This window comes from Rhodococcus sp. 06-235-1A (assembly GCF_002258785.1).
Taxonomy (GTDB): Bacteria; Actinomycetota; Actinomycetes; order Mycobacteriales; family Mycobacteriaceae; genus Rhodococcoides.
In genome coordinates this window covers 193,199-214,813 of the sequence record NZ_NOYI01000011.1, presented here as the reverse complement: position 1 = coordinate 214,813, position 21,615 = coordinate 193,199, and the positions used below count along the sequence as shown (strand labels likewise).

At 60.2% G+C, this 21,615-nt stretch carries 18 protein-coding genes and 2 pseudogenes; 11 read left to right on the top strand and 9 right to left on the bottom strand.

Annotation, left to right across the window (positions count from 1 at the left end; genetic code table 11):
* Positions 1–28: 28 nt before the first annotated feature.
* From CH275_RS10270 to CH275_RS30375, 6 genes are all read right to left on the bottom strand, one after another.
* Positions 29–856, bottom strand: coding sequence for a nuclear transport factor 2 family protein (locus CH275_RS10270; RefSeq protein ID WP_179276090.1), 828 nt, complete (start codon positions 854–856; stop codon positions 29–31).
* 1 nt (position 857) lies between these two features.
* Positions 858–2,342: a carotenoid oxygenase family protein gene (locus tag CH275_RS10265; RefSeq protein ID WP_094677730.1), complete on the bottom strand. Its 1,485-nt coding sequence runs from the start codon at positions 2,340–2,342 to the stop codon at positions 858–860.
* Positions 2,343–2,360: 18 nt separating this feature from the next.
* On the bottom strand, positions 2,361–3,839 hold the full coding sequence (locus tag CH275_RS10260; RefSeq protein WP_094677728.1) for a carotenoid oxygenase family protein: 1,479 nt from the start codon (positions 3,837–3,839) through the stop codon (positions 2,361–2,363).
* A 203-nt stretch (positions 3,840–4,042) separates the two neighbouring features.
* Entirely contained in the window at positions 4,043–4,807 is a 765-nt protein-coding gene (locus CH275_RS10255) for a MarR family winged helix-turn-helix transcriptional regulator (RefSeq protein ID WP_094677726.1), read from the bottom strand.
* Between the two features lie 169 nt (positions 4,808–4,976).
* Complete coding sequence (locus CH275_RS10250) at positions 4,977–5,174, bottom strand: hypothetical protein (protein WP_094677724.1); 198 nt, start codon at positions 5,172–5,174, stop codon at positions 4,977–4,979.
* Between the two features lie 311 nt (positions 5,175–5,485).
* Positions 5,486–5,941 (bottom strand): flavin reductase family protein, encoded by a 456-nt coding sequence (locus CH275_RS30375; RefSeq protein ID WP_373453697.1) that lies wholly within the window; start codon positions 5,939–5,941, stop codon positions 5,486–5,488.
* A gap of 256 nt (positions 5,942–6,197) precedes the next feature.
* Here CH275_RS30375 and CH275_RS10240 point away from each other — a divergent pair, with 256 nt between their 5' ends.
* The 3 genes and pseudogenes from CH275_RS10240 to CH275_RS10230 all read left to right on the top strand — a co-directional run.
* On the top strand, positions 6,198–7,322 hold the full coding sequence (locus CH275_RS10240) for an LLM class flavin-dependent oxidoreductase (RefSeq protein ID WP_143546745.1): 1,125 nt from the start codon (positions 6,198–6,200) through the stop codon (positions 7,320–7,322).
* A gap of 246 nt (positions 7,323–7,568) precedes the next feature.
* Positions 7,569–8,381: an IclR family transcriptional regulator gene (locus tag CH275_RS10235; RefSeq protein ID WP_094677718.1), complete on the top strand. Its 813-nt coding sequence runs from the start codon at positions 7,569–7,571 to the stop codon at positions 8,379–8,381.
* 301 nt (positions 8,382–8,682) lie between these two features.
* Positions 8,683–8,889: pseudogene (locus CH275_RS10230) on the top strand (AMP-binding enzyme); the annotation flags it as partial.
* A gap of 138 nt (positions 8,890–9,027) precedes the next feature.
* Here the strand turns inward: CH275_RS10230 and CH275_RS10225 are convergent.
* Together CH275_RS10225 and CH275_RS10220 are read right to left on the bottom strand one after the other, a co-directional pair.
* A pseudogene (locus CH275_RS10225) lies at positions 9,028–9,279 on the bottom strand (malate synthase G); the annotation flags it as partial.
* A gap of 99 nt (positions 9,280–9,378) precedes the next feature.
* Positions 9,379–10,743 (bottom strand): MFS transporter, encoded by a 1,365-nt coding sequence (locus CH275_RS10220; protein WP_179276086.1) that lies wholly within the window; start codon positions 10,741–10,743, stop codon positions 9,379–9,381.
* Positions 10,744–11,150: 407 nt separating this feature from the next.
* Here CH275_RS10220 and CH275_RS10215 point away from each other — a divergent pair, with 407 nt between their 5' ends.
* A complete protein-coding gene (locus tag CH275_RS10215; protein ID WP_094677714.1) occupies positions 11,151–11,696 on the top strand; it encodes a cupin domain-containing protein in 546 nt (181 codons plus the stop codon).
* An 18-nt stretch (positions 11,697–11,714) separates the two neighbouring features.
* On the opposite strand, the gene CH275_RS10210 is transcribed toward CH275_RS10215, so the two are convergent.
* Positions 11,715–13,550 carry a helix-turn-helix domain-containing protein gene (locus tag CH275_RS10210; protein WP_218828773.1) on the bottom strand — a complete coding sequence of 612 codons (1,836 nt, stop codon included), beginning with the start codon at positions 13,548–13,550 and terminating at the stop codon, positions 11,715–11,717.
* Positions 13,551–13,691: 141 nt separating this feature from the next.
* On the opposite strand from CH275_RS10210, the gene CH275_RS10205 reads away from it, so the two are divergent.
* From CH275_RS10205 to CH275_RS10175, 7 genes are all read left to right on the top strand, one after another.
* The gene (locus CH275_RS10205) at positions 13,692–14,903 is read left to right on the top strand and encodes an ABC transporter substrate-binding protein (RefSeq protein ID WP_179276085.1); all 1,212 of its coding nucleotides are present in this window, start codon (positions 13,692–13,694) and stop codon (positions 14,901–14,903) included.
* Between the two features lie 2 nt (positions 14,904–14,905).
* Positions 14,906–15,670 (top strand): ABC transporter ATP-binding protein, encoded by a 765-nt coding sequence (locus CH275_RS10200; protein WP_256990958.1) that lies wholly within the window; start codon positions 14,906–14,908, stop codon positions 15,668–15,670.
* Positions 15,657–16,376 (top strand): ABC transporter ATP-binding protein, encoded by a 720-nt coding sequence (locus tag CH275_RS10195; RefSeq protein WP_094656162.1) that lies wholly within the window; start codon positions 15,657–15,659, stop codon positions 16,374–16,376. The genes CH275_RS10200 and CH275_RS10195 overlap by 14 nt, the downstream gene beginning before the upstream one ends.
* A complete protein-coding gene (locus CH275_RS10190) occupies positions 16,376–17,260 on the top strand; it encodes a branched-chain amino acid ABC transporter permease (RefSeq protein ID WP_094677710.1) in 885 nt (294 codons plus the stop codon). Before CH275_RS10195 ends, CH275_RS10190 begins: the two co-directional genes overlap by 1 nt.
* Positions 17,260–18,375, top strand: a complete 1,116-nt coding sequence (locus tag CH275_RS10185) for a branched-chain amino acid ABC transporter permease (RefSeq protein ID WP_094677708.1) — start codon at positions 17,260–17,262, stop codon at positions 18,373–18,375. Before CH275_RS10190 ends, CH275_RS10185 begins: the two co-directional genes overlap by 1 nt.
* 172 nt (positions 18,376–18,547) lie before the next feature.
* Entirely contained in the window at positions 18,548–19,492 is a 945-nt protein-coding gene (locus CH275_RS10180; RefSeq protein WP_094677706.1) for a 3-hydroxyacyl-CoA dehydrogenase family protein, read from the top strand.
* A gap of 85 nt (positions 19,493–19,577) precedes the next feature.
* Positions 19,578–21,602, top strand: coding sequence for an acetoacetate--CoA ligase (locus tag CH275_RS10175; protein ID WP_094677704.1), 2,025 nt, complete (start codon positions 19,578–19,580; stop codon positions 21,600–21,602).
* The last annotated feature ends 13 nt before the right edge of the window (positions 21,603–21,615 follow it).

Here is a 21,615-nt window from a genome sequence, read left to right as displayed (position 1 = left end):
CTTGAATCTCGATTGTGCTGAGGCAGCGTCATTCCGCACTGAACGGCCCCCGTAGCGGCTCCGTGCGAACTGCGTCGACCTTGGTGATCTTGCCCGCGCTCAGTTGGTAGAAGACGACGTATCTACCTTCGTAGGACTGGCCTTCGGTGAGCGGTCCGATCGGAAGGTCGGGAGCATCAGTGTGGGCAGTGAATGTGCTGGTCAGATCGACCGAGAATCCAGATCCCTCGACGTCCACGCTGTGTAGGATCAATCGCTCGGTCACTTGGGCGAACATCTTCTCGTAGAAGGCCGCCACCTCTGCCTTTCCGCGCAATGTGACCGACGGTAGGACAAGTTCCACGTTCTCGGCGTAGAACTGCGTGAACAGTCCGATTTCTCCGTTGTTGAATGCCGCTGTATAGGCGAAAAACGCTCGTTTACCGGATGAATCCAGGCTGAGGGACGTGGGTCGTTCACTCACTCCGCGGCCAGGTGCCCAAACGGCAGCGCGGAGTGCTGCTATTTTTTTCCCGCGGATCTCGTAGAAATTGAAGAACTTCACTGTCAGAGATTCGTCCGCTCGGAGTGCCCCGAAAACGAACCCGGGCGAGTCGGTGACGGCTTGGAAATCCATATCGATTTCAGCGGCGACCTGACCCGCCGTCACCACGAGTTTTTGAGGACGCATCGTTTCCAGGATTCCGTCGTGCGTCCGATGCAAAAACGCCCGGACTTCCTCGCGACCGTGGAGAGTCATGCTGGACCCGGCGAAAAGGACGTCGTCGGTGAAGAATCGGTCGACGAGAACATCGTCGTCTCCAGAGTTGAACGCCTCCATGTAGGAGGCATAGTCGAAGAGTTCCTGGTCGAGCATGTCATCTCCTCGGGCCGGCGTCGGTAGCGGTTTCGGACGAGGCGATGGCAGTCGCAGGATCTGCGGGGGGCACAATCTCGGCCACATCGGACCAACTCGTGTGGTAGAGCGGCTTGAGCCGAACCGGTATCTTCAAGGTTGCCAGAGGCCCGCGGGAAATGTCCTGCGCATCGAATAGCAAAATGTCGGTGCGGCTTTCCGAGACTGTCGCCGCCTGAATGAGGAACCCTTCCCCTTCCTCGGCGCTCGACGATTGGGGTATGAAGCACGGTTCCTGCAAGATGGTTCTCGGGTCCTCTGCTTCCCATTCAGTCGTCGTTCCGCGGTCAAGGTCGACGTGCGCGAACTTGTTTCGTACGGGACCGTCGAGCTTGAGCATCCATCCGTGCCGATATTCGGACATCTGAACTCGGTCGTCGGTACGAGGGAACTCTGCGCCTTGGAAGTTACTCAGAACCTTCACATCCGAGAGTCGGTCGCTCTTCTTGCTCATGTCCACAGTCCATCGGGTCAGCTTGGCCTGGGCCGCAGCCGGGTCTATGGGCGTGCCGTCGTAGGGGGGAAAGAAAGGGAAGACCACGTCGTTTGCAACCGGCAGGTCGATGCTGACCCTCGTGCCATCGTTGAAGGCGTTCATGACATGCGAGGCGAACTGGTTGGGTGCGGTGAACCAGCGTAGATCTTCTGCGCTTCCGCCACGTGGGAGAACTCCGATGTAGACGTCTCGCTTCGGGTCCCAGCCAAAATGCTGCTGGCCAGAGAGCATTTCGTGCATGTCTCCGATGAGTGGGAAGATCGGGAATACTGCGTAGTCCCGGGTGACGCCGAAGTCGTGCATTTCGCTGTAGTAGGGTGCCTCGAACTTGACTTCGTGGGTGATCTTCCCTTCGGGGCTGATCTCGTAGTAGGCGATGTCTTTGGTCATCAGGCCTTTCGCACCGAAGCCGAAGGCAATCATCTGACCTGTTTCTGGGTCCTTCTTGGGGTGCGCAGTGAAGGTAGGGCTGTCGAGATCGCCTCCGAAGTCCCATTCTCCGAGGGTTTCCAGTGTTATCGGGTCCATAGCGATAGGGGGACTATCCTCCTTCAACGCGAGGAGCCTCCCGTTGTGGATCAACACGTTGGTGTTGGCGACGCCACGATTGGTGTTCTTGACCGTTTCGGAGTCCTGATGAGGCAGGCGATAGCCGCCGTACAACGCTTCGCCCGCCTCTCGTTCACGGTTCAGGCGCGGAGTCTGCACGTACTTTCGTGAGAAGTCCACTCGTCCGTGATCGAACCGAAGGGCCTGTACGACGCCGTCGCCGTTAAAAGGTACCGGTTCGGGGCAGCGGGGCGGATACTTTCGGTCCGGTCCAACTTGGTAGAAGACACCATTGATTTCGGGCGGAATCTCTCCGGCGACTTCGACGTCTTCGAGAAACATCTCGAAACGATTCGGCGCGTGTAGTTCGCGACCTACAGGTACGGAAGGGAATGTGACCATCGTGCAGCTCCTGGACCGTCAGGCGAAGTAATCGCCGTGGAAGTTGAATCCGATATGGTGCGGTGCTTGCGCGCGCGCGATCTCGGTGAATGTGTGTGCGTCGAGTACCAGCAGATACGACGTTTCGATGCGTGTGTCCAATACAACTGAGAGAATTACACCGTCGTCTTCTGCTGTCGCACCTGGGCGAGCAACGTAGACGGGCTCCCCTGGGAAGCATGCTGCCTCGGACCAAACCTTGTCATTCCCGGAGGTGACGTCAATTTTCACCAGCTGGTCGAACCATTTACTGTTCGGCGTTTCGTATGCGGTCGCGAAGGCGTAGCTGTACTCCAGTCCGTTACAGTGCGCGTAATTGATCCGAGGAAACTCGCAAAGGGACGCGGAGAGGGATTTCACCGTTACGTTTGGTTTGTCGAGCGAAACTGTGTATCGACGCAGTTCTCCATGGAAGCGGGGGTTGTGGTGGGGGTCTCGAAGCTTGTCGATCTGCAACGACCATATCGATGCAGGATCATTCATTGCTACTACGTCGACGTGTATCTCGCTTCCACTCTCGTACGCGTTGCAATGATGGAAGAAGAAGAACGGTTCAGCTTCGAATCGGCCGATCAGCTCTCCGTCGTGTCGGTTGACGACGATGAAATCAGTGACGCCGCCTGAATCCCACGAAAGCGATTCGACGCCTTTACCTGTACGTATGAACTTGGCAAGGTTCATACTCAGAGGTTGCGCGGTGAGAACTACGTAGTTTTCCGTGACGGCAAAGCTGTGCATGTAGCTTGCGGTGCCGCCGGTGGGCACCGAGGCAATCAGCTCTCGCTTCGTACTGTTCGGACCCCATTTGTGGATATTGTACGTCGATTTGAGCCCTACCTGAGTAAGGGTAGCGATCATGTCTCCCGATTCACGATCGTAATGTGCATGAGAGATCGGACCGTATTGTCCACTGACGTCCTCCTCGAACTTCATGGGCCCGAGGGTTCCTAATGTTTCCGGATCGAATTCCATTGGAATCGGAGTTTCCGTCAAGGCGAAGTAACGCTCGCCCATCCGAGTGACGTTGATGTTTGGATTATCACTATTGTCGTTTTCGACGAACAAAGACATGATCCGCTTACCCAGCGTCCGACAGGGATCCGTACCCATCGACATTGAGCGATGCAGTTCTTTGTCTTGACGTGTGCGCTTGTACACGTTCGTCTCCAAGAATTTGCTGGCGTACGACACGCGTCCGCCTTGGAAGCTGAAGCAGTTCAACATCGAAAGCCCGTCGAACCAGTGCCCCATGGTCTTGACCCCCGATTTACTCTGGTAATCGAGCAGTGCGGGGGTTACCCGAATCAGTCGACCGGTCAACCACTCGGGAATATCACCGTGCACCGGAATGCTGTCCACGCGAACTTCGTCTTCCATTGATGCGAAACCCTGACGATGGTCGGAAGAGGACGATGCGGTGTCGGTGCCGTTATGCGTACGGGTCTCGGCGGAAACCATGGCGTGCTCCTTAGGCGTAGCCCGAAAATGAAGGGGTCGAATGATGGGACCGCACGCTCAGGCCCTGCGTCAATCAGCTGGAGCGCCGCTGCAGAGCCATCGAGGTGCGGTTTCAACCCAGGTTGATACAGCGCCCGCGTGCCTCCAGGCCGAGCGATGGAATGTGATGTCGTTCACAACAAAAGTTCACAAAGTGATTTACATCACAGTCCATCAGGGATTGTGGAGTCGAGCAGCTTCTCCAGATTCGAGCTGAGTACGTCGAGGATCGCGTTGACTCCTGCGGCCGGCAGAGGTCCCAGTACGATCTCTTGGCGGGCGAGCGCGAGGGGTGCCATCTCTCCAGTGAGACGAGTACCGGCCGGCGACAGGCAGAAGTGTGCAGCGCTTTCGGCCGAGTCCACAGTTCGATCGATCAAACCACGGGTGAGCAATTGGTGCACAGCGCGGCTGACGCTGGCCTTATCTACGCCACACAGCCTTCCTAGCTCGGCAACTCCCTGCGATTCGGATTGAGAGTCGAGAACACGAAGGATGCGCAATTCTGTACGCCTGAGGCCGTACGGAACGCCAATGCCATTGTCTGTAGCTCGATTTGTCAGTTCAGCAAGCCTGCCCAGACGCACCATTACCAAGTGTGAGATACCGTGAGGGTGTGCGCCACTGGACCGGTCGATGAGGCGCGACAATGGCTTCGATTTCAAAGTCGTTGCCCCACGAGCGCCAAATCTCTTGTGTACCGCTTGAGGTGTCACACCGAGGGCTTTCGCGAGTTGCGTCCAGGTAGCTCCAGCATCAATTGCCGTCTCGATGGACTCATCGCGATATTGTTCAAACATCGGAATGCATTCCCGTAACAGTGCCCCGCGGACAGCAACCTCGGCGAGGGCAGCGTGGATGGTTTCGTTCTCGAAGGACTTCTTGGCGGTCCTCGAGCCTGAGTCTGTGGGACCGTCCGGTTCGCTCATACAAGCACCTCCTCATCCGAGCTGCGGTTCGGACGTCCCTGATCCGTCTCCATTGTGGCACCGCGATCGCTGACTGCACGGAGATTTAGGTCTGCGAAGTTGCGAATCAGACCAGGACATACCCCCGAGGTCATGGTGAAGTCTGCCTTTCCGCTGGTAAGAAGTAGATCTATCGGACGATAGGGTTGTCGTCCGAGGTGCCGGGTAGCGTCAGCGATGCTGGTGTGATCATGGGCACGTAGGAGCCCGGTCGCGAGTTCCGCAAGTCGCCCGTTCCGGACCCGGTACGGACACGTGATGCGTCGCCGCCGAACGTGACATCGCGGACGTAGCGGATCTTGTTCTCGATGCCTCGATGCGCGGGCATCCATTCCGCTTATCATTGTGGGAAGGGAAGCATCATGTCGAGGTCTTCTTCGAGATAGGCGAACTCGAAGGACTCCTTAGCCTTCGTTCTTTCACAGTGCGTCGCATTCTGGCGACTTGCCCGATGTGGGACAGTCGGACGCAGCGAGTACTTCGCCGTAGAGACCGCGAGGAGCGAGGCAATGGGTGTCAAATGCCATGCCGGCTGCGCGGCTCGTGTCCATACCCACTCGTCGAGCGTCTCCAGCTCAGACCACTCAACACGCGGCTATGCCGGCACTTGACGAGCTCCATCACCTGCATTTTCGTTGTCTAACGTTGATCGGCGTGTATCTGTCTGTACTGCCCGGCAAAAAAGATGAGTGGATCCGAATCTCCGAGATCGCAATGCCATGCAGTGGCCTCGGCGATGACTACATCGTGATCGCCAGCGATATGAACGGAACGCACTGAGCATTCGATCCAGGCCAGACCATCCGCAAGTGCCGGGTGCCCCATCGGAGTTCTCGTCCACGTAGAACAGGCGAATCGATCGTCGCATCGAGCAGAGAACGTTCGGGCAACACGTTCTTGGTCAGCGGCCAACAGCGACACGCAGAAACTGCCTATGCTCGCAATGGTGGCCCACGACGAGCTCGATCGCGCGGGACAGAACAGCAACATCGTCGGCGAGAGTGACACCGACGTCAGCGAGTTCACCGCGAACCCGCAGTCCTGGCCAGGACCGCCAGCGGTGATCAGCGCAACGCCGGTCGCATAGTTGCTCATGGCGGTTCGGAAGGACCGCTTCGGATCGATCTTGGTAATGGTGTCAGCCATGTGGGGATTCCCCGATTTCTGTTCGTATTGGATTGTCAAGCGTCGAGATGCGGCTTTCGACTGCGACCCAACTGGTTTCAGCTCCTCGCCGGAACGGGTTTCGTGTTGCGCGCCGTATCCGGCCGCGTTCACACGTCGCAGGGTTGTTGTCTACCTCAATACGCTCCGCTGTAACGCCTGAATTTCGCCCACTGAAACTCGCGTTGTGTCGACCGCAGCTGAACAGGACTATTCAAGGCCACACGAAAGGATTTACATGGACATCGAATTCGGAATCTTCGACTCGTTCGATCTGGGTACCGGCACCCCAGAGGCTGTGCTCGACGATCGCCTGAAACTTGCGGTAGAGGCGGAACGTTTGGGTATCGACCGCTATCACGTCACCGAACACCACGGCACGCCCTTGTCGGTTTGTCCGTCGCCGAACATATTCCTCTCGGCGCTGACGCAGAGAACTACGCGGATGCGGATAGGGGCGCTGGTGTATGTGCTTCCCGCCTACGATCCCGTCCGGCTTGCAGAGGAGCTCGCCGTGATCGACCAGCTATCTCATGGTCGCCTCGACTTCGGAGTCGGACGGGGGGTGTCGCCGTATGAACTCAAGTATCTGGGTGTCGATCCGGATATATCACTGCCGGTCTACGTCGAGACTCTCGCTGCGATCACCACTGCGTTCACCACAGGCCGCTTCAACCATCGTGGCCCCCACCTTCGAGACATCGACGTCGAGCTGCCTATGCTGCCCCGGCAGCGTCCCTATCCTCCACTGTGGTACGCGTCGAGTAACATTGCGACCGCTGAATGGGCGGGAAGCAATGCAGTCAATTTCGTCGGACGTTGGAACGACGGCGAATTTCTCAAAGGTGCCGAAACATATTGGTCGGCATGGAAATCACGGGACACCGAACTCGCACTCAATGCATCGTCAGACACTGTGCCCAGGGTCGGTATCAATCCGACACTCGTTATCGCGGGGACCGAGGAGGAAGCCAATGCACTGTTCATGCGCCATCAGACTCGGTTCCGAGAACATGTCGTCCTTCGGTGGCACGAAAACGACGATCACCGGGTCGACAACTTCGCAGACCCGGTGTTCGGCCTCAAATCGGGCAATGCAGTAGTCGGAACGGTTGATTCGGTCATCGAGCAACTTCTGATTCAGTTCTCGTCCGGAATGTTCAACTACTTGGAACCGATGATCTATTTCGGGGACATGGATTTCGCAGCATCGCTGCGTAATCTCGAGCTGTACTCACAAGAAGTCATTCCCGCGCTGAAAGCGCATCTCCAGTCCTACCTATCCGTTCCAAGCAGCAGGACCCCTGCGTAGTTGATTTGACGCAGCGGTCCGTCACGTCACGTCACGTCACGTCAGCGAAGCCTGAAGAATTTGGACGCTCGACTTGGGCAGCATGATCATGTCGAGATCCACCGAACTCGACGACGTTTGAACGAGTCGCTGCCCCCCAGAACTCCGGGGTGGCATAACAGTTCGAGTGCAGATCCGCGTGCAAACGATCAATGTTTCGTGTTCACTGTCTACACAACAGGGCTCGCATGAACTGCGCATGCCCGGATGTATAGAAGTGGTGGGAGACGAAGCATGACCGAGACATCTGGAACAGCAAGAACATTCGCGATCCTCGATCTATTTTTACGGTCGACGGACTCGTTGACCTTATCTGCAGTCAGTGAACTCACAGGCTTGCCTCGGCCCACCGCACACAGGTACCTGAAAGACCTGGTGTCTTGGGGCGGTCTCGATAAAACAGCGGACGGACGGTATCGCGTAGGACCTAAGATGTGGATGCTTGGATCCGTCAGTGATTGGGAGCGCTCGATCCGGCAGGAATCCCGCCCTCTAGTCTCTGCTCTGGCGCAAGGCCTTCATCAGGCTGTTGCGCTGACGACTCTTCATCAGAGCAAGATCGTTTGCGTAGATAGGGCATGGGGTTCCACTCCATCCATCTACCTGGTACAGCCGGGAGAGGAGGTACCGCTACCGCCCAGCAGTGCAGGGAGAATATTGCTGTCGGGGCTCGCTGAACCGCAGCTATCGGGGGCATTCAAAGAGCTGGACGAAACGTGCGCGGCGCGGGTAAGTTGCAATTCTTACACTGGTACCCCGACGCCAGTTTACGATTCGGAGAAACTTCGGACCATGGTCGACGAAGCTCGGGATAAAGGTTTCTCCATTGCAGCCGGAGAGCTTCGACCGGGACAGACTTCGTTGTCGGTGCTCGTCAATGTCCCCCGGATGGAAGTGAACCTTGCGCTGTCGTTACTGACTCCCACATGCAAGGAAGTCTCTGCAGTCAACTTTCTTCCTTACCTGAAAGACGCCGCAGCGGTCCTCGCAAAAAAGCTTGGCCGGCTCAGCAGGCAGTAAGCTCGAGCTGACCGCTTTGATGATGGCCACCGCCCGTCAGCATCTATGCGACCGCGCCCCCGGGACCACTGCGATGCTCTCGGTGGCCTCCACCGTCGGCATCGGAATCGGTTACCCCATCGCGAGACTGCTTGTTCAATTCAGCGGCGTACCCGCCGCCTACTTTCTCAGTCATCGTTTCCGTCGCAGCATTGATCGCAGCGTTCGTCGCACTCCCCATCCCAGCGCGTCCCCCATCCCAGCGCGTCTGCACCAGCAGAGAAAAAGTCGGTGAATGGACGGGAGCGCTACTTCTGTCAGGATCAAGGAACTCAAAGCCCAGGTCTCAACCGAGATCTCGCCGATCGCACGTCCGCACGAGATCTCCATCGTCCCCGAGCTTCCGAAGACTCGCTCCGGCAGGATCATGCGACGCCTGCTCCGCGACGTCGCCGAAGGACGCGAACTCGGCGACGTCTCCACCCTCGTCGACCCCAAGGTCTTCGAGTCCATCAAGAAAGGCCGCTGAACTGCCTCGAAAGTCGGCTTTATCGAGAAACCGAAGCAGTGTCAGTTCTTGGCTGCTTTGTACTCGCGGCGGCGGCGGTGCAGGATCGGTTCGGTGTACCCGTTGGGCTGGCTGGTGCCCTGGAAGATCACGTCGCTAGAACGCCTTGTACTCGGCCTTGTCGTAATCCGGTCCGGCGTGCTCACCGTGCCAGGCGTCGACCTTGCCCTGGATTTCATCGCGCACTCCGACGAGAGTCTTGTTCTTCGGAGCCAGATCGGTGATGACCGATTCGGCACCACTCCAGAACTTCTCGGGATCTACGCCGGTGCCCGGAAGTGCTTCGTTCTGCACGAAGTCGTACAGCACCTTGGCAACCTGAAGACCACCAACACGAACACATCCTGACACCTGTTGTTCTCCTCCGACTTTCGACGAGCTGGCCCGTACGAAACAGCACTTCGGCCCTGCTCCGAGTCTTTTCGATGCAGAGCCAAAGTGAAGACATGACTAGTTGGTGGCTGTCGTGGTGTCGGTATTCGACGTTTCTGCGACAACGGCGGCCACTGTGGTCACCGGTGGGGTTCTCCGGAGTAATTGGCGCAGGACAACAACGATAGCGAGCGCCACGATGGTTGCGATTGTCAGGAGTGCTATCGCGGAGGCAGGATCGCCTGTCCGGGACTCGGCGATGCCGAACAGATTCGGCCCGAAGAATCCACCGAGAAGCCCGATGGAGTTGATCATGGCCAAGCCTGCAGCCGACTGAACACCGCTTATTCGGCTCATGGCTACCGACCAGAGGACCGGGGCCGTACCGGTGACGAAGAACTGCATGACTGCGAGCGCGATCAGACTCACCACGTGACCGGAATTTGCGGCGACGAAGGTCGAGATAGCCGCGCCGACCATGGCCACTGCGACGAAGCGGATTGGGTTGCCGTACTGACGAAAGAGTCTGGGGTAGATCAGAACACCGATCAACGCACCGACCGCAGGAAGTCCGGAGATGGCACCGATGGCGAGAGTTCCCGACACTCCGGAGGCCTCGACAATGCTCGGCATGAAAAAAGTGATGCCGTACACGCAGAGTTGGGTGACGAAATAGATGACAGCGATCGAAAGCAGCACACCACTGGAGAACACCGATCCGAGCGCCTGTCGGACAGAGTGTTTTTCTTCACCGACGACGGTGGTCTTGGCGAGGAGTGCTTCCTTTTCGTCTTCGGTGAGCCAGCGAGCGTCCTTGGGGCCGTTGGGCAGGTAGAACCACAGGAAGAACCCGAACAGAATAGTGGGGATTCCTTCGAGCAGAAGCAGCCACTGCCAGCCGTAGAGACCCAGCGCGCCATCGAGGGTCATGATCGCACCACCGAGAGGGCTGCCGAACACGGTGGCAATCTGTGGGGCGACGAGAAGCATTCCGACAGCGACGGCGCGGTCTCGGGCTGCGAACCACAGCGTGAAGTAGAAAAGCATTCCGGGGTAGAAGCCGGCTTCGGCGACACCGAGCAGGAACCTCATGATGTAAAAGCTGGTTTCTCCTTGTACGAAAAGCGTCAGGGTCGAGATGAGACCCCAGGAGATGACGATGCGGCTGATCCATCGACGCGCACCAAATTTGTGCAACATCAGATTGCTGGGTATCTCGAGAACGCAATAGGCGATGAAGAACAGGCCCGCGCCGAAGCCGAACGCCGCGGCAGAGATTCCCAGGTCGGCATCGAGTCGCGTCTTGGCCAGGGCGATGTTCGTTCGATCGAGGAAATTCAACACGTAGGCGAACATCAGCACCGGGATGAGTCGGAACCACACCTTCTGGGTGGCTGACTTGTACAAACGCTCGATCGCGTCCAACGGAATCGGGGTGGTCATTCGAGGTCCTCTCGCGGGCGGAAGCATCCACAGGATTCGGCCGGTAGATGTGCTCGCATGTGACGTCGCTACCAACGGTCGTCACTGCGTGGTGTACGTCACGATATTGTGCGAGACTCCGCTGCGTGAGGGTATTTATTACCACTGTCGGGACGTACTCGGTAGTGATAACTGACTCCATATCGGCAATTTCTGACCGACGTCACCCGCGTGCTCAAACGGTCACATGCATTTCTAGGCAACTGAATGCAACTGCTCTCTTAATGAACTCATACACCCTTCAACCGGATTTGGTAGATAAAGTTGCTATGCACAACTGGCGGCGCACCTGCTTAGAGTGATCGGTATGTCGTGCGTCACAAGTTTCAGTAGTGAGTATCGACACCCATCGAGAGAATGAGGCTGTAGTGGATATTCGTCGGATCGTCACAGGTCACGACGCGGAGAAGGTGTCTGTGATCGCGGAGGACGACGTTCTCGAGCCCGTCGCGCCTGCGGCTCTCGCGGGACTCGATTTCTTCCCGATCTGGGCCACAGACCGCGAAGGTCGGCACGTCTCCCCGGACAGTGCCGGATCGGTACCTTACTGGCCCGAGTCGGGTGGTACCCGTTTCCTATTGGTGCGGTGGGCACCGTTGTCCGCGGTACCGGAACCGTCCGGTGATATCGACATGCTCAACGCTGACGCAGAGCGTCAGCTACCCGGCCTGATGGGAGCGTTCGAGCCCGAGAATCCAGGCTTTCACACCTCCGACTCCGTCGACTACGGACTGTGCCTCGAAGGCGAGATGTGGCTTCGGCTCGATAACGACACCGAGCAGAAGATCCTCCCCGGTACCTGTGTGGTTCAGCGAGGAACGCGGCACAAATGGGAGAACAGAAGCGAAAGCCCGGCGACCATGCTGTTCGTGCTAGTCGGGGCGGACCGCACCGGCGTACGAGCCAGTGTATGACGCGAAGCCGCCGGGCCGTCAGTTCGCCGGCGACGAGCCGAGGACACTGGTCAGGGAGTGCAGTCGGACTGCGACCTGTAGCGACAGAGCGTTGTCGGGTTGTTGCCACTGTTCGCCGATCACTGCGCTGACCCGGTCGAGTCGTTTGATCAGAGTGTTCATGTGGACGTGTAGCGCTTTGGAGGTTTTGGTGAGGTTCGCGGAGTTCTCGAAATAGGCCGCCAAGGTGCCGACGAGGTCGGTGCCGCGCCGGGTGTCGTAGTCGATCAGTTCGCCGATGTTGTCGGCGAGAAGAGTTGTCAGATCCTCGGCGCGGGCGGGGTCGAACAGCGTCGCATAGAGCCCAAGATGCGCGCTCGTCGTGCCGCGATCGTCGATTCCACTGGCGCGCAGGATTTTCAGGCACCGTGACGCGATGGTGAACGGCCGAGTCAGCGACTCGTTCAGTCCGGTGATCGGTGTCGCGCACACCAGGATGGGTTCGTGCAGCGTTGCCCGCAGACGCCGCTGAATGGCAGCTGCGGCACCGTCGAGGTCATCGGTGACGATCAGCATCGTCGCGACTCCGAAGTACTCCCCCGCCAGGCCGCTCCACTCCGCGGAAAAAGTATGCAGGCGTCGGGTCAAATCGAGGGATCGCCGCGAAACGCCTTCCGCAACCACGAGTGCTGTGAACATTTCCACCTGTACGTGTCGAGATGCCGCGCGGGCCGCCAGTTCGGCGGGGATGGGCCGCACCGTGGTAATCACCTCTGTGAGAAGTTCTCCTCGTACGCGTTCCTCGGCTTCGACCACCGCGTTCTGCTTGAGTGTCATCAGACCCAGGATCTGCGACGCCCGTTCGAGGGTGCGTTGTTCGACGGCGCTCGGGGTGTGCAGGTGAGAGAGAACCACCGCGCCGAGGTAGGTGTCACCGGCCAGAATCGCAACGAGACTGTGGAACTGCGGTAACGGAGCTGCGTCGCCGTCTTGAACTGTCGCGCATCGTCCGGTTCTGCGGCTATCGGACAGTGCGTCACTCAGGCCGTCGGACGGTGCATCGGCTTTGCCGCGCACATTGTCGGTGGTGACCAGCAGATGATCGTCCCGGTCGTAGATCGCGACGCGGCCTCCGAGAGACGCCACCAACAAGTGCGCTACTTCTCGCGCACCACCCCCGGTGAGTACGACTCGCGTCAAGGCCTCGTGGACGGCGGCGGAGCGCTCGATGGTGGCGTACGCGTCCTGTAGATCCTTGAGGGCCTGCGTGCTTTCCTCGTACAGGCGGGCGTTCTGCAGCGCGATCGCGGCGTGGTCTGCGAAAGCACTGAGCAGCGCGACCTCGTCAATGTCGAATGGTCGCTCGACTCGATCCGCGGCGTAGAGAATTCCGAACACTCGCGTTCCGTCGCGGAGCGGCACCCCCAGCAGCGCCACGATGCCCTCGGCTCGAAGTACAGCATCGAAGCCGGCGTCGTGCATCAGCGTGTCGTCCGTGAGGTAATTACGGACCCAGAACGCCGATTGACTTTCCACCACGCGCCCACCCACACCGGTGTTGCCCGGCACGTGAGCGGTCCTGAACTCCGGCGACAGTGACCCTTCGACTGCACGCAAAGTCAGTTGCGAGTGCGGATCATCGAACACCGACAGGTACGTCACGTCGGTGCCGACGAGTTCGTGAGCATGTCGCACGATCGACGACAGAACGGTGTCGACATCGCCGAGCGCGGTGAGAGCCCGTGCGGTGGCATACAGGCTTGCCAGTTCGCGTTCGCGGCGCTGGCGGTGCTCGACGGCTTCCGACATCGACTGAGTCGGATTCGAGGTTGCGATCGCCTCGGCAGCATTGGGGTCGTTGTGCTTACTTTCCACACCGCTGACGGTACAGAAGTGGTATTTCCCACCCTCATGGTTCGGGCAATGCAGCGGTACTTTTCGCTGACCCACAAAGTGTCTTACTTCACATTTGTTGTGTGGTGTGTTGCCAATCACGAGGCCCGAGGAGTTCACAGCATGAACAAGATTCGTATTCCGATCGCTGCCGCCGTCGCAGTGTCCTGCTTGATGCTCGCGGCGTGTGGCAGTTCCACCAACCCCAACGCAGCGACATCGAGCGAGTCGCAGGACGGACCGATCGTTATCGGTGCGGCCGTCGCGACCTCGGGCTTCATGACCTCGTTCGACGAACCGGACATGGCCGGGTTCAAGATCGCGATGGACGAGGTCAACGCAGCCGGCGGTATCGACGGACGACAGATCGAGCTCATCCAGGAAGACACCACCTCGACCGCGGCAGGAGCGAAGAAGGCCGCGGAGACGCTCATCGATCAGGGAGCACGGATTCTGCTGACCAGCGCAAACTTCGATGTCGGGTCCCCAGCCGGTATTGCAGCGCAAGACCAGGGCATCCTCAACGTCAGCATCGGTGCCGCATCCCCGAAGTACGGCGCGCAGGGAATCGGTCCTCAGGCATACACCGTGGCACCGGCGACCTACCTCGAAGGGGCAACGCTCGCGCAGCTTGCGAAGGAAAAAGGCTGGACCACCCCATTCCTGCTCGACGACAAGTCACTGGACTACTCCACCGAGGTCTGCCAAGGTTTCCGGGATCATGCCGCTGACCTGGGCCTGCAGACGCAGGAAGACTCGTTCAACAATTCCGACCAGTCGATCGCCTCGCAGATCACCAAGATCAAATCCTCCGGGGCCACCGCGATCGCACTGTGCTCCTACACCCCGGGCGGGGCCACTGCAGTACGCCAGCTCCGTGCTGCAGGCATCGATCTGCCGATCCTTTCCGGAATCGGCATGGCCGGCACCTACTGGCTCGACGCAGTCCCCGACCTGAGCAACTTCTACACCGCCTCCACCGCCTCGATATACGGGGACGACCCGAACCCGAAGGTCAACGACTTCATCACCGCGTTCACCGAGGCCACGGGCGCGGGACCGGCCACCGACGCCGCAGTGGGCGGGTACTCGGCCGGAGAGATGATCTTCGACGCCATCGAGAAGGCAGGCGGAAGCACCGACGGTGCGGCGCTGTCCGACCAACTGGACACTCTCACCGACGAGCCCCTGCTGGCGGGATCGACGACCTTCACCCCGGAACTGCACATACCGGCGGATCGCCCACTGGCGATCATCGAGTACACCGCAGGAAAACCCGCGTACACCGAGACCCTCCCCGTCGAGGGCACCGTCGATCTTCACCTCGGCAATTGACCATGATGAGCACCACCACCGGCTCGACCACCGAAGCCAGCAGTGCCAGCCTGGCTGTCCGCGACGTCAGCGTGACATTCTCCGGACTCAAGGCATTGTCCGGCGTCGACTTCGAGGTCGCGCCAGGAGAGCTCCTCGGCCTCATCGGACCCAACGGAGCAGGCAAGACCACCCTGGTCAACGTCATCAGCGGATTTCAACGACCCACCACCGGCTCGGTGCACCTCGGCGGAATCGACGCCACCACCATGTCTGCTACCCAACGAGCGCACAACGGCCTGGCACGGACCTTTCAAGGCGTGCGACTCTTCGATCACCTCACCGTCGAGGAGAACATCGAAGTTGCAGCCCTCAGCCGAGCAGGCCGAAAAAAGGCCCGCGCTCACGCGGCCGAGGCGCTCGCGGTGCTGGGACTGGCAGATCGGGCACACACCACGGCCGGAAGCCTGCCCTACGGCGACCAACGCCGCCTCGCCATCGCACGCTGCCTGGCGATGGAACCGCAGTTGATCCTGATGGACGAACCCGCAGCAGGACTCAATGAACACGAGACCATCGAACTCGGCGACGCCATCGACTCGATCCGTCGAACCCACAACCCGGCCATCGTGCTCATCGAACACGACGTGGCTCTGGTGATGCGTCTGAGTGACCGCATTCTTGTTCTAGCGCAGGGGGCACCGTTGGCGCTCGGTACACCGGCGCAGATCCGCGACAACCCCGAGGTCATCGCGGCGTATCTAGGAGTGGACGATGCTGAAAGTTGAGGACCTGTCCGTCACCTACGGACCCGTCGCCGCCGTGCGGGGAATCAGTTTCACCTGCGACGAAGGTGAAATCGTCACCATTGTCGGTGCCAACGGAGCAGGCAAATCAAGTGCTTTGCTTGCTGTGGCAGGCGGACTGCGCAGCGGGGTGAGCGGCACCGTCACCTTGAACGGCACCTCTCTTCTGGGCTTGGCACCGGAAACCCGCGTCGCACGCGGACTTGCCCTCGTACCCGAACGCCGCCGCATCCTGGCCAGCCTCACCGTGCGAGAGAACCTTCAGGTAGCCACGGCATCGCGCCGGAACAAACCCGCAGCCCACCGCCAGATCGGCGAGATGATGGATCGTTTCCCCATCCTCGCCTCCCGGGCCGGCGGACCGGCAGGGCTGCTGTCGGGCGGTGAACAGCAACAGCTGGCGATCGCCAGAGCGCTGCTCGCCAAACCCACGATCCTCTTGCTCGACGAACCTTCACTTGGTTTGGCACCCAAAGTGATCGACGACATCTTCGCGCTGCTTGCCGAGCTTCGACGGGATGGAATCGGAGTCGTTCTGGTCGAACAGAACGCCCGGCGCGCAGCGGCGATCGCAGACCGCGCACTGCTCCTGCGTCAAGGCTCCATCACGGCTGAAGAGGACCACAACCACGTCGGAGCTCTCGACGCCTACTTCGGGCTCTCCGCACACACCGAGGACCACCCCTGATGACAACGTTCGTTCAAAGCGGCATCGACGCGCTCAGCCTCGGTGCGCTCTACGCCCTGTTCTCGCTCAGCGTCGCAGTCATCTTCGGTGTCGCCAGAATCGTCAACTTCGCCAACGGCGAACTGATGACCGTCGCCGGATACACGATGGTCCTCGTCGTCGGCCTCTACTGGCCTATCGTGCTCGTGGCAGCGGTACTGGTGACAGTCCTTGCGGCGCTGGCCATGGACTCGCTGGTCTTCCGGTGGGTGCGAGCGGCACACCCGACCACCCTGCTCATCGTCTCGTTCGCCGTCAGCTACTTCATGCAGAACGGCGTTCTGATGATCGAAGGCAGTCGACCCAAAACACTCGACTTCGGCGCAGCACTGATCAACAGCATCTCCATCGGCGGCATCAGAGTCAGCGTGTTCAACCTGGTGACCATCGGTGCCACCGTCGTGATAGTTGCCACATTGACCCTGCTGTTCAACAAAACCGGCGTCGGACGCCAACTACGCGCCGCATCCGAAGACTTCGCTATGGCACGTCTGCTCGGAGTCAAAGCCAACCGCGTCATCGCCTACGCCTTCGCCATCAGCGGCACCCTGGCCGCAGTGGCCGGAGTCCTACTGACCGTGAGCACCGCCACCGTCACCCCCGACTTCGGCGTGCAACCGGTCATCATCGCCTTCATCGCAGTAGTGATCGGCGGCATCGGGTCCCTCTCCGGAGCAGCTCTCGGCGGCCTCCTGCTCGGCATCGTGACGGTAATACTGCAAACCGTGCTCCCGGATTCGCTCGAGGTCTACCGCGACGCGTTCGTCTTCGTCCTCGTCATCGCCATGCTGCTCGCCCGGCCCCAAGGTCTACTCCCCCCCGCCTTCGCGAAGGAACGTGTCTGATGAACACAGCTCAACTCGCCACCCGCCGGCTGACGAGCCGCATTTGGCCTGCCCTCGGTCTGTGCATCGGTGTGTCCGCCGTGTCCCTGGCCTTGGCCGGTCACAGCCCCGGCCTCGACCAAGTCCTCATCATCGCCCTGGTCAACCTCATCATGGTGGTGGGCCTGTCGGTGTTCGTCGGCAACTCCGGTGTCGTCTCGTTCGGCCAAGTGAGCTTCATGGCCATCGGTGCCTACATCTGCGGCATGTTCACCATCCCGCACATCGCCAAAGGCGTCATCATTCCGAATGCACCCTCCGTGTTCCAGAACACCACTCTGACAACGACGGTCGCGGTTCTGCTCGGAGGAGTGGTCGCCGCGATCGTGGCCTACATCGTCTCGATCCCCCTCATGCGCTTGACCGGAATCGGTGCCTCCATCGGCACCCTGGCGCTGCTGCTCATCGTGCACACATTCTTCGCAAACTGGAAACCCGGATCGAGCGGCGGCGGAAACCTCACCCGCATACCCACCGACACCAACGTCAACATGATGCTCGGGTGGGCACTGATCGCCATCATCGTTGCCTTCCTCTACCAACAAACCCGCTTCGGGCTGCGCGTGCGTGCGGCCCGCGAAGACGAAGTCGCCGCCCGGGCCGTCGGAATCAACGTTGCACGGGAACGCAGACTCGCCTTCACCCTCAGCGCGTTGATGTTCGGCATCGCCGGCGGCCTCTACGGCCACTCGGTCGGCAGCTTCTCAGCCAACGACTTCTTCCTGTCGGTCACCTTCATCACCCTCGCAATGCTCGTGTTCGGCGGAAGTAGAAGCCTGTTCGGTGCCGTAGCAGGAACAGCGGCGGTTTCAGCGGTCTCCTACGTCATCGAACAATGGCAAGGCGGTGGTGATGTTCTCGGACTGTCGATCAGCCTTCCCGCCGGCACACGCGAACTCGTCGTAGCCGCAGTCCTGATACTCGTCCTGCTGCTCCGGCCCGACGGCATCACCGGCGGCCGTGAACTACCCCTGCCCCGCATCGGCCCGTTCAAGCGACCACGCCCCGGACCCGTCGATTCGGTTCCACCCACCACCGCAGCAGCTACGCAATCCAGGCCCGTCGAACACTCGTGACTATCGACGCAAGGGGTGTGCGTAATTCACACCACGGAGTCCATCGAGGGTCAAAACTTTCCATCGCGCCAGGAGGCGCACGGTCGATATCGTGATCCAGAACACGACAGCAGAGTGAAGCGACGCAGACCATCGCGTCGCCACATCGAACGCCGCCAATCGAGAGGACACCATGAGCCAGTCCGGATTCTACGACCGACCCGACCACATCGAGGGACTCACGGTCGTCGTCGTCGGGGCAGGCTTGATGGGACACTCCATAGCCGGTGTCTTCGCTGCCGCCGGCGCGGCAGTGACAGTGTTCGATGCCTCCGAGCAAACCCTGCAACTGGTGCCCGAACGTGTACGGGCGCAACTGATCAACCTCGGACACGACGGCAACGCCGCAGACCGGATCCGTCTGGCATCGACGCTCGAGGACGCAGTGACCGGTGCCGACCTGGCCATCGAAGCAGTCCCGGAAATCCTCGAACTCAAGCAGAAACTGTTCGCCGACCTCGGAACACTCCTGCCTCGCGCTGTCCTCGCCACCAACACCTCGGTGTTCAAGATCAGCGACGTCGCACGCGACACGGTCGACCCGCAGCGCGTGGTAGGAACGCACTGGTTCAATCCGCCGCACCTGGTACCCCTGGTGGAGGTGGTGCACGGCGAGAGCACCGCGGTCGACACCGCACAATGGATCTTCGACATCCTCACCGGCGCAGGGAAAGTCCCCGTCCACGTCCGCAAGGACATCCCCGGGTTCATCGGCAACCGCCTCCAGCACGCAATGTGGCGAGAAGCGATCTCACTGGTCGCAGAAGGCGTGTGCGACGCCGAAACCGTCGACCTCGTAGCACGCAACAGTTTCGGACTTCGCCTAGCCGTAATGGGACCGCTGGAAAACGCAGACTACGTCGGACTCGACCTGGCCGCCGCGGTACACAACTACCTCTTCCCCAGTCTCAACAACGACGATCACGCTTCACCGCTGCTGTCCACACTCATCGCCGAGGGTCATTTGGGAGCGAAGACCGGATCCGGATTGCTCACCTGGACGCCGGAAAGCCGGCAAGCCGCCGCCGATCGGCTCGAACACCACCTCATCGCAGCCACGCACACCACGCATCCCTGAACCACCCCGCGACGAACACCGGAACCGGTCGAACACACAGCCCTGATCGGCTCCGGCGGCGAGCCGACCGAAAGGCGACCAGCTCATGACAACCACAACACCGAAACCCGATCGCTCTCAACCCATCTGGGCACCGGATCCTGATCAAGCGCGCGCCTCGACACTGGCCGACTTCTCCTCCTTCGCCGACGAACGCTTCGCCGCAGGCGTGAGAAACCCACTCGACTACACCGGCCTGTGGACGTGGTCGACAGAGCACATCGCCGACTTCTGGGAAGCAGTCTGGACCTTTTTCGGCATCCACTCCCACACCCCCTACACCAGCGCACTTACCGAAGAAACCATGCCCGGCGCGCAATGGTTCTCCGGATCCACCGTCAACTACGCCGAATACGCACTGACCAACGAACACACCGACTCACCCGCCCTGATCTGCATCCAGGAAGACGGGCGAGAAACCACCGTCACCTGGACCGAGCTGCGCTCACGCGTCGCCGCGCTGGCAGTGACCCTGCGTCAACACAATGTCACCAAGGGCGACCGCGTCGTCGGCTACCTTCCCCCCGGCCAACATGCCGTCATCGGATTCCTCGCTGCGGCCTCCATCGGCGCGATCTGGTCCCAATGCGCGCAGGACTTCGCCGCGACCGCGGTCATCGACCGGTTCGGACAACTCGAACCCACCGTCCTCGTCGCCGCAGACGGATACAGCTACAACGGACGCCACTACGACCGCCGCGACGAACTGGCCACGATTCGACGGGGTCTGCCCACCGTCGGACACACCATCGTCGTGGACCATCACACACCGGACGCCTTCGCCGGCGAGGAGTACACCGACGTCATCCGGTGGAACGAGGCCGTGGACTTCGACGCAGTTCCGAACTTCACCCCAGTTCCGTTCGATCACCCCCTGTGGGTTCTGTTCTCCTCTGGGACAACAGGATTACCCAAGGGCATCGTGCACAGTCACGGCGGAGTTCTGCTCTCGCTGTTGTCCCTACTCGGCCTGCACATGGATCTGCGGACCGGTGATCGACTGTTCTGGTACACCAGCACCAACTGGATGATGTGGAACGTCGTGGTGTCCTCACTACTGACCGGTGCCACCGCTGTCATCTACGACGGCAGCCCCACGTTCCCGGATGCCGGCACACTCTGGCGCATCGCAGACACCCACGACGTCACCTTTCTGGGCACCAGCCCCGGCCACCTGCAAGCATGCGAACGGGCGGCGCTGGTACCCAAGGACAACTTCGATCTGAGCTCCCTGCGCACCATCGGCTCGACCGGATCGACACTGCCGGCAGCGTCATACCACTGGGTCCACGACAACGTCGGTGCCCACATTCAGTTGTCCTCCACCACCGGGGGCACCGACGCCGTCACTGCATTCGCCTGCAGCGCGCCCACCACGCCGGTCTGGCCAGGAGAGCTCAGCGCCCGCGGCCTCGGTATCGCCATGGAGGCATGGGACGGCAACGGCCACCCGCTCATCGGTGAAGTCGGCGAACTCGTCATCACCAAACCAGTCCCCTCGATGCCGGTGTTCTTCTGGAACGACCCGGACGGGCAGCGCTACCACGACGCATACTTCGCTCACTATCCCGGCGTGTGGCGTCACGGAGACTGGGTTGCCATCACCACCGACGGAAGTGTGGTCATGAACGGACGTTCCGACTCCACACTCAACCGTCACGGCGTGCGGTTGGGAAGCTCCGAGATATACCAGGCAGTGGAGAAGCTTCCCCAGATCGTGGAATCGCTGATCGTCGGCGTCGACGAAAGCGAAGGCAGCTACTGGATGCCGCTGTTCGTCGTCCTCGCCGACGGCATCGAACTCGACGACAACCTTGTCACCGAAATCAGGACGATCATCCGCACCCAAGCATCGCCACGACACGTCCCGGACGAGGTCATCGCTGTGCGATCCCTCCCCCACACCCGCACGGGAAAGAAAATCGAAGTCCCCCTCAAACGCATCCTGCAGGGCGCAGCCCGCGACGACGTTCTCAGCATCGATTCGATCGATGACGCCGCTGCTGTTGACCAGTTCGTCACCCTCGGCAACGCTCGCCGCTCCGCACTCGCAACACCCACCACCCTGTAATCGAAAGGCACAC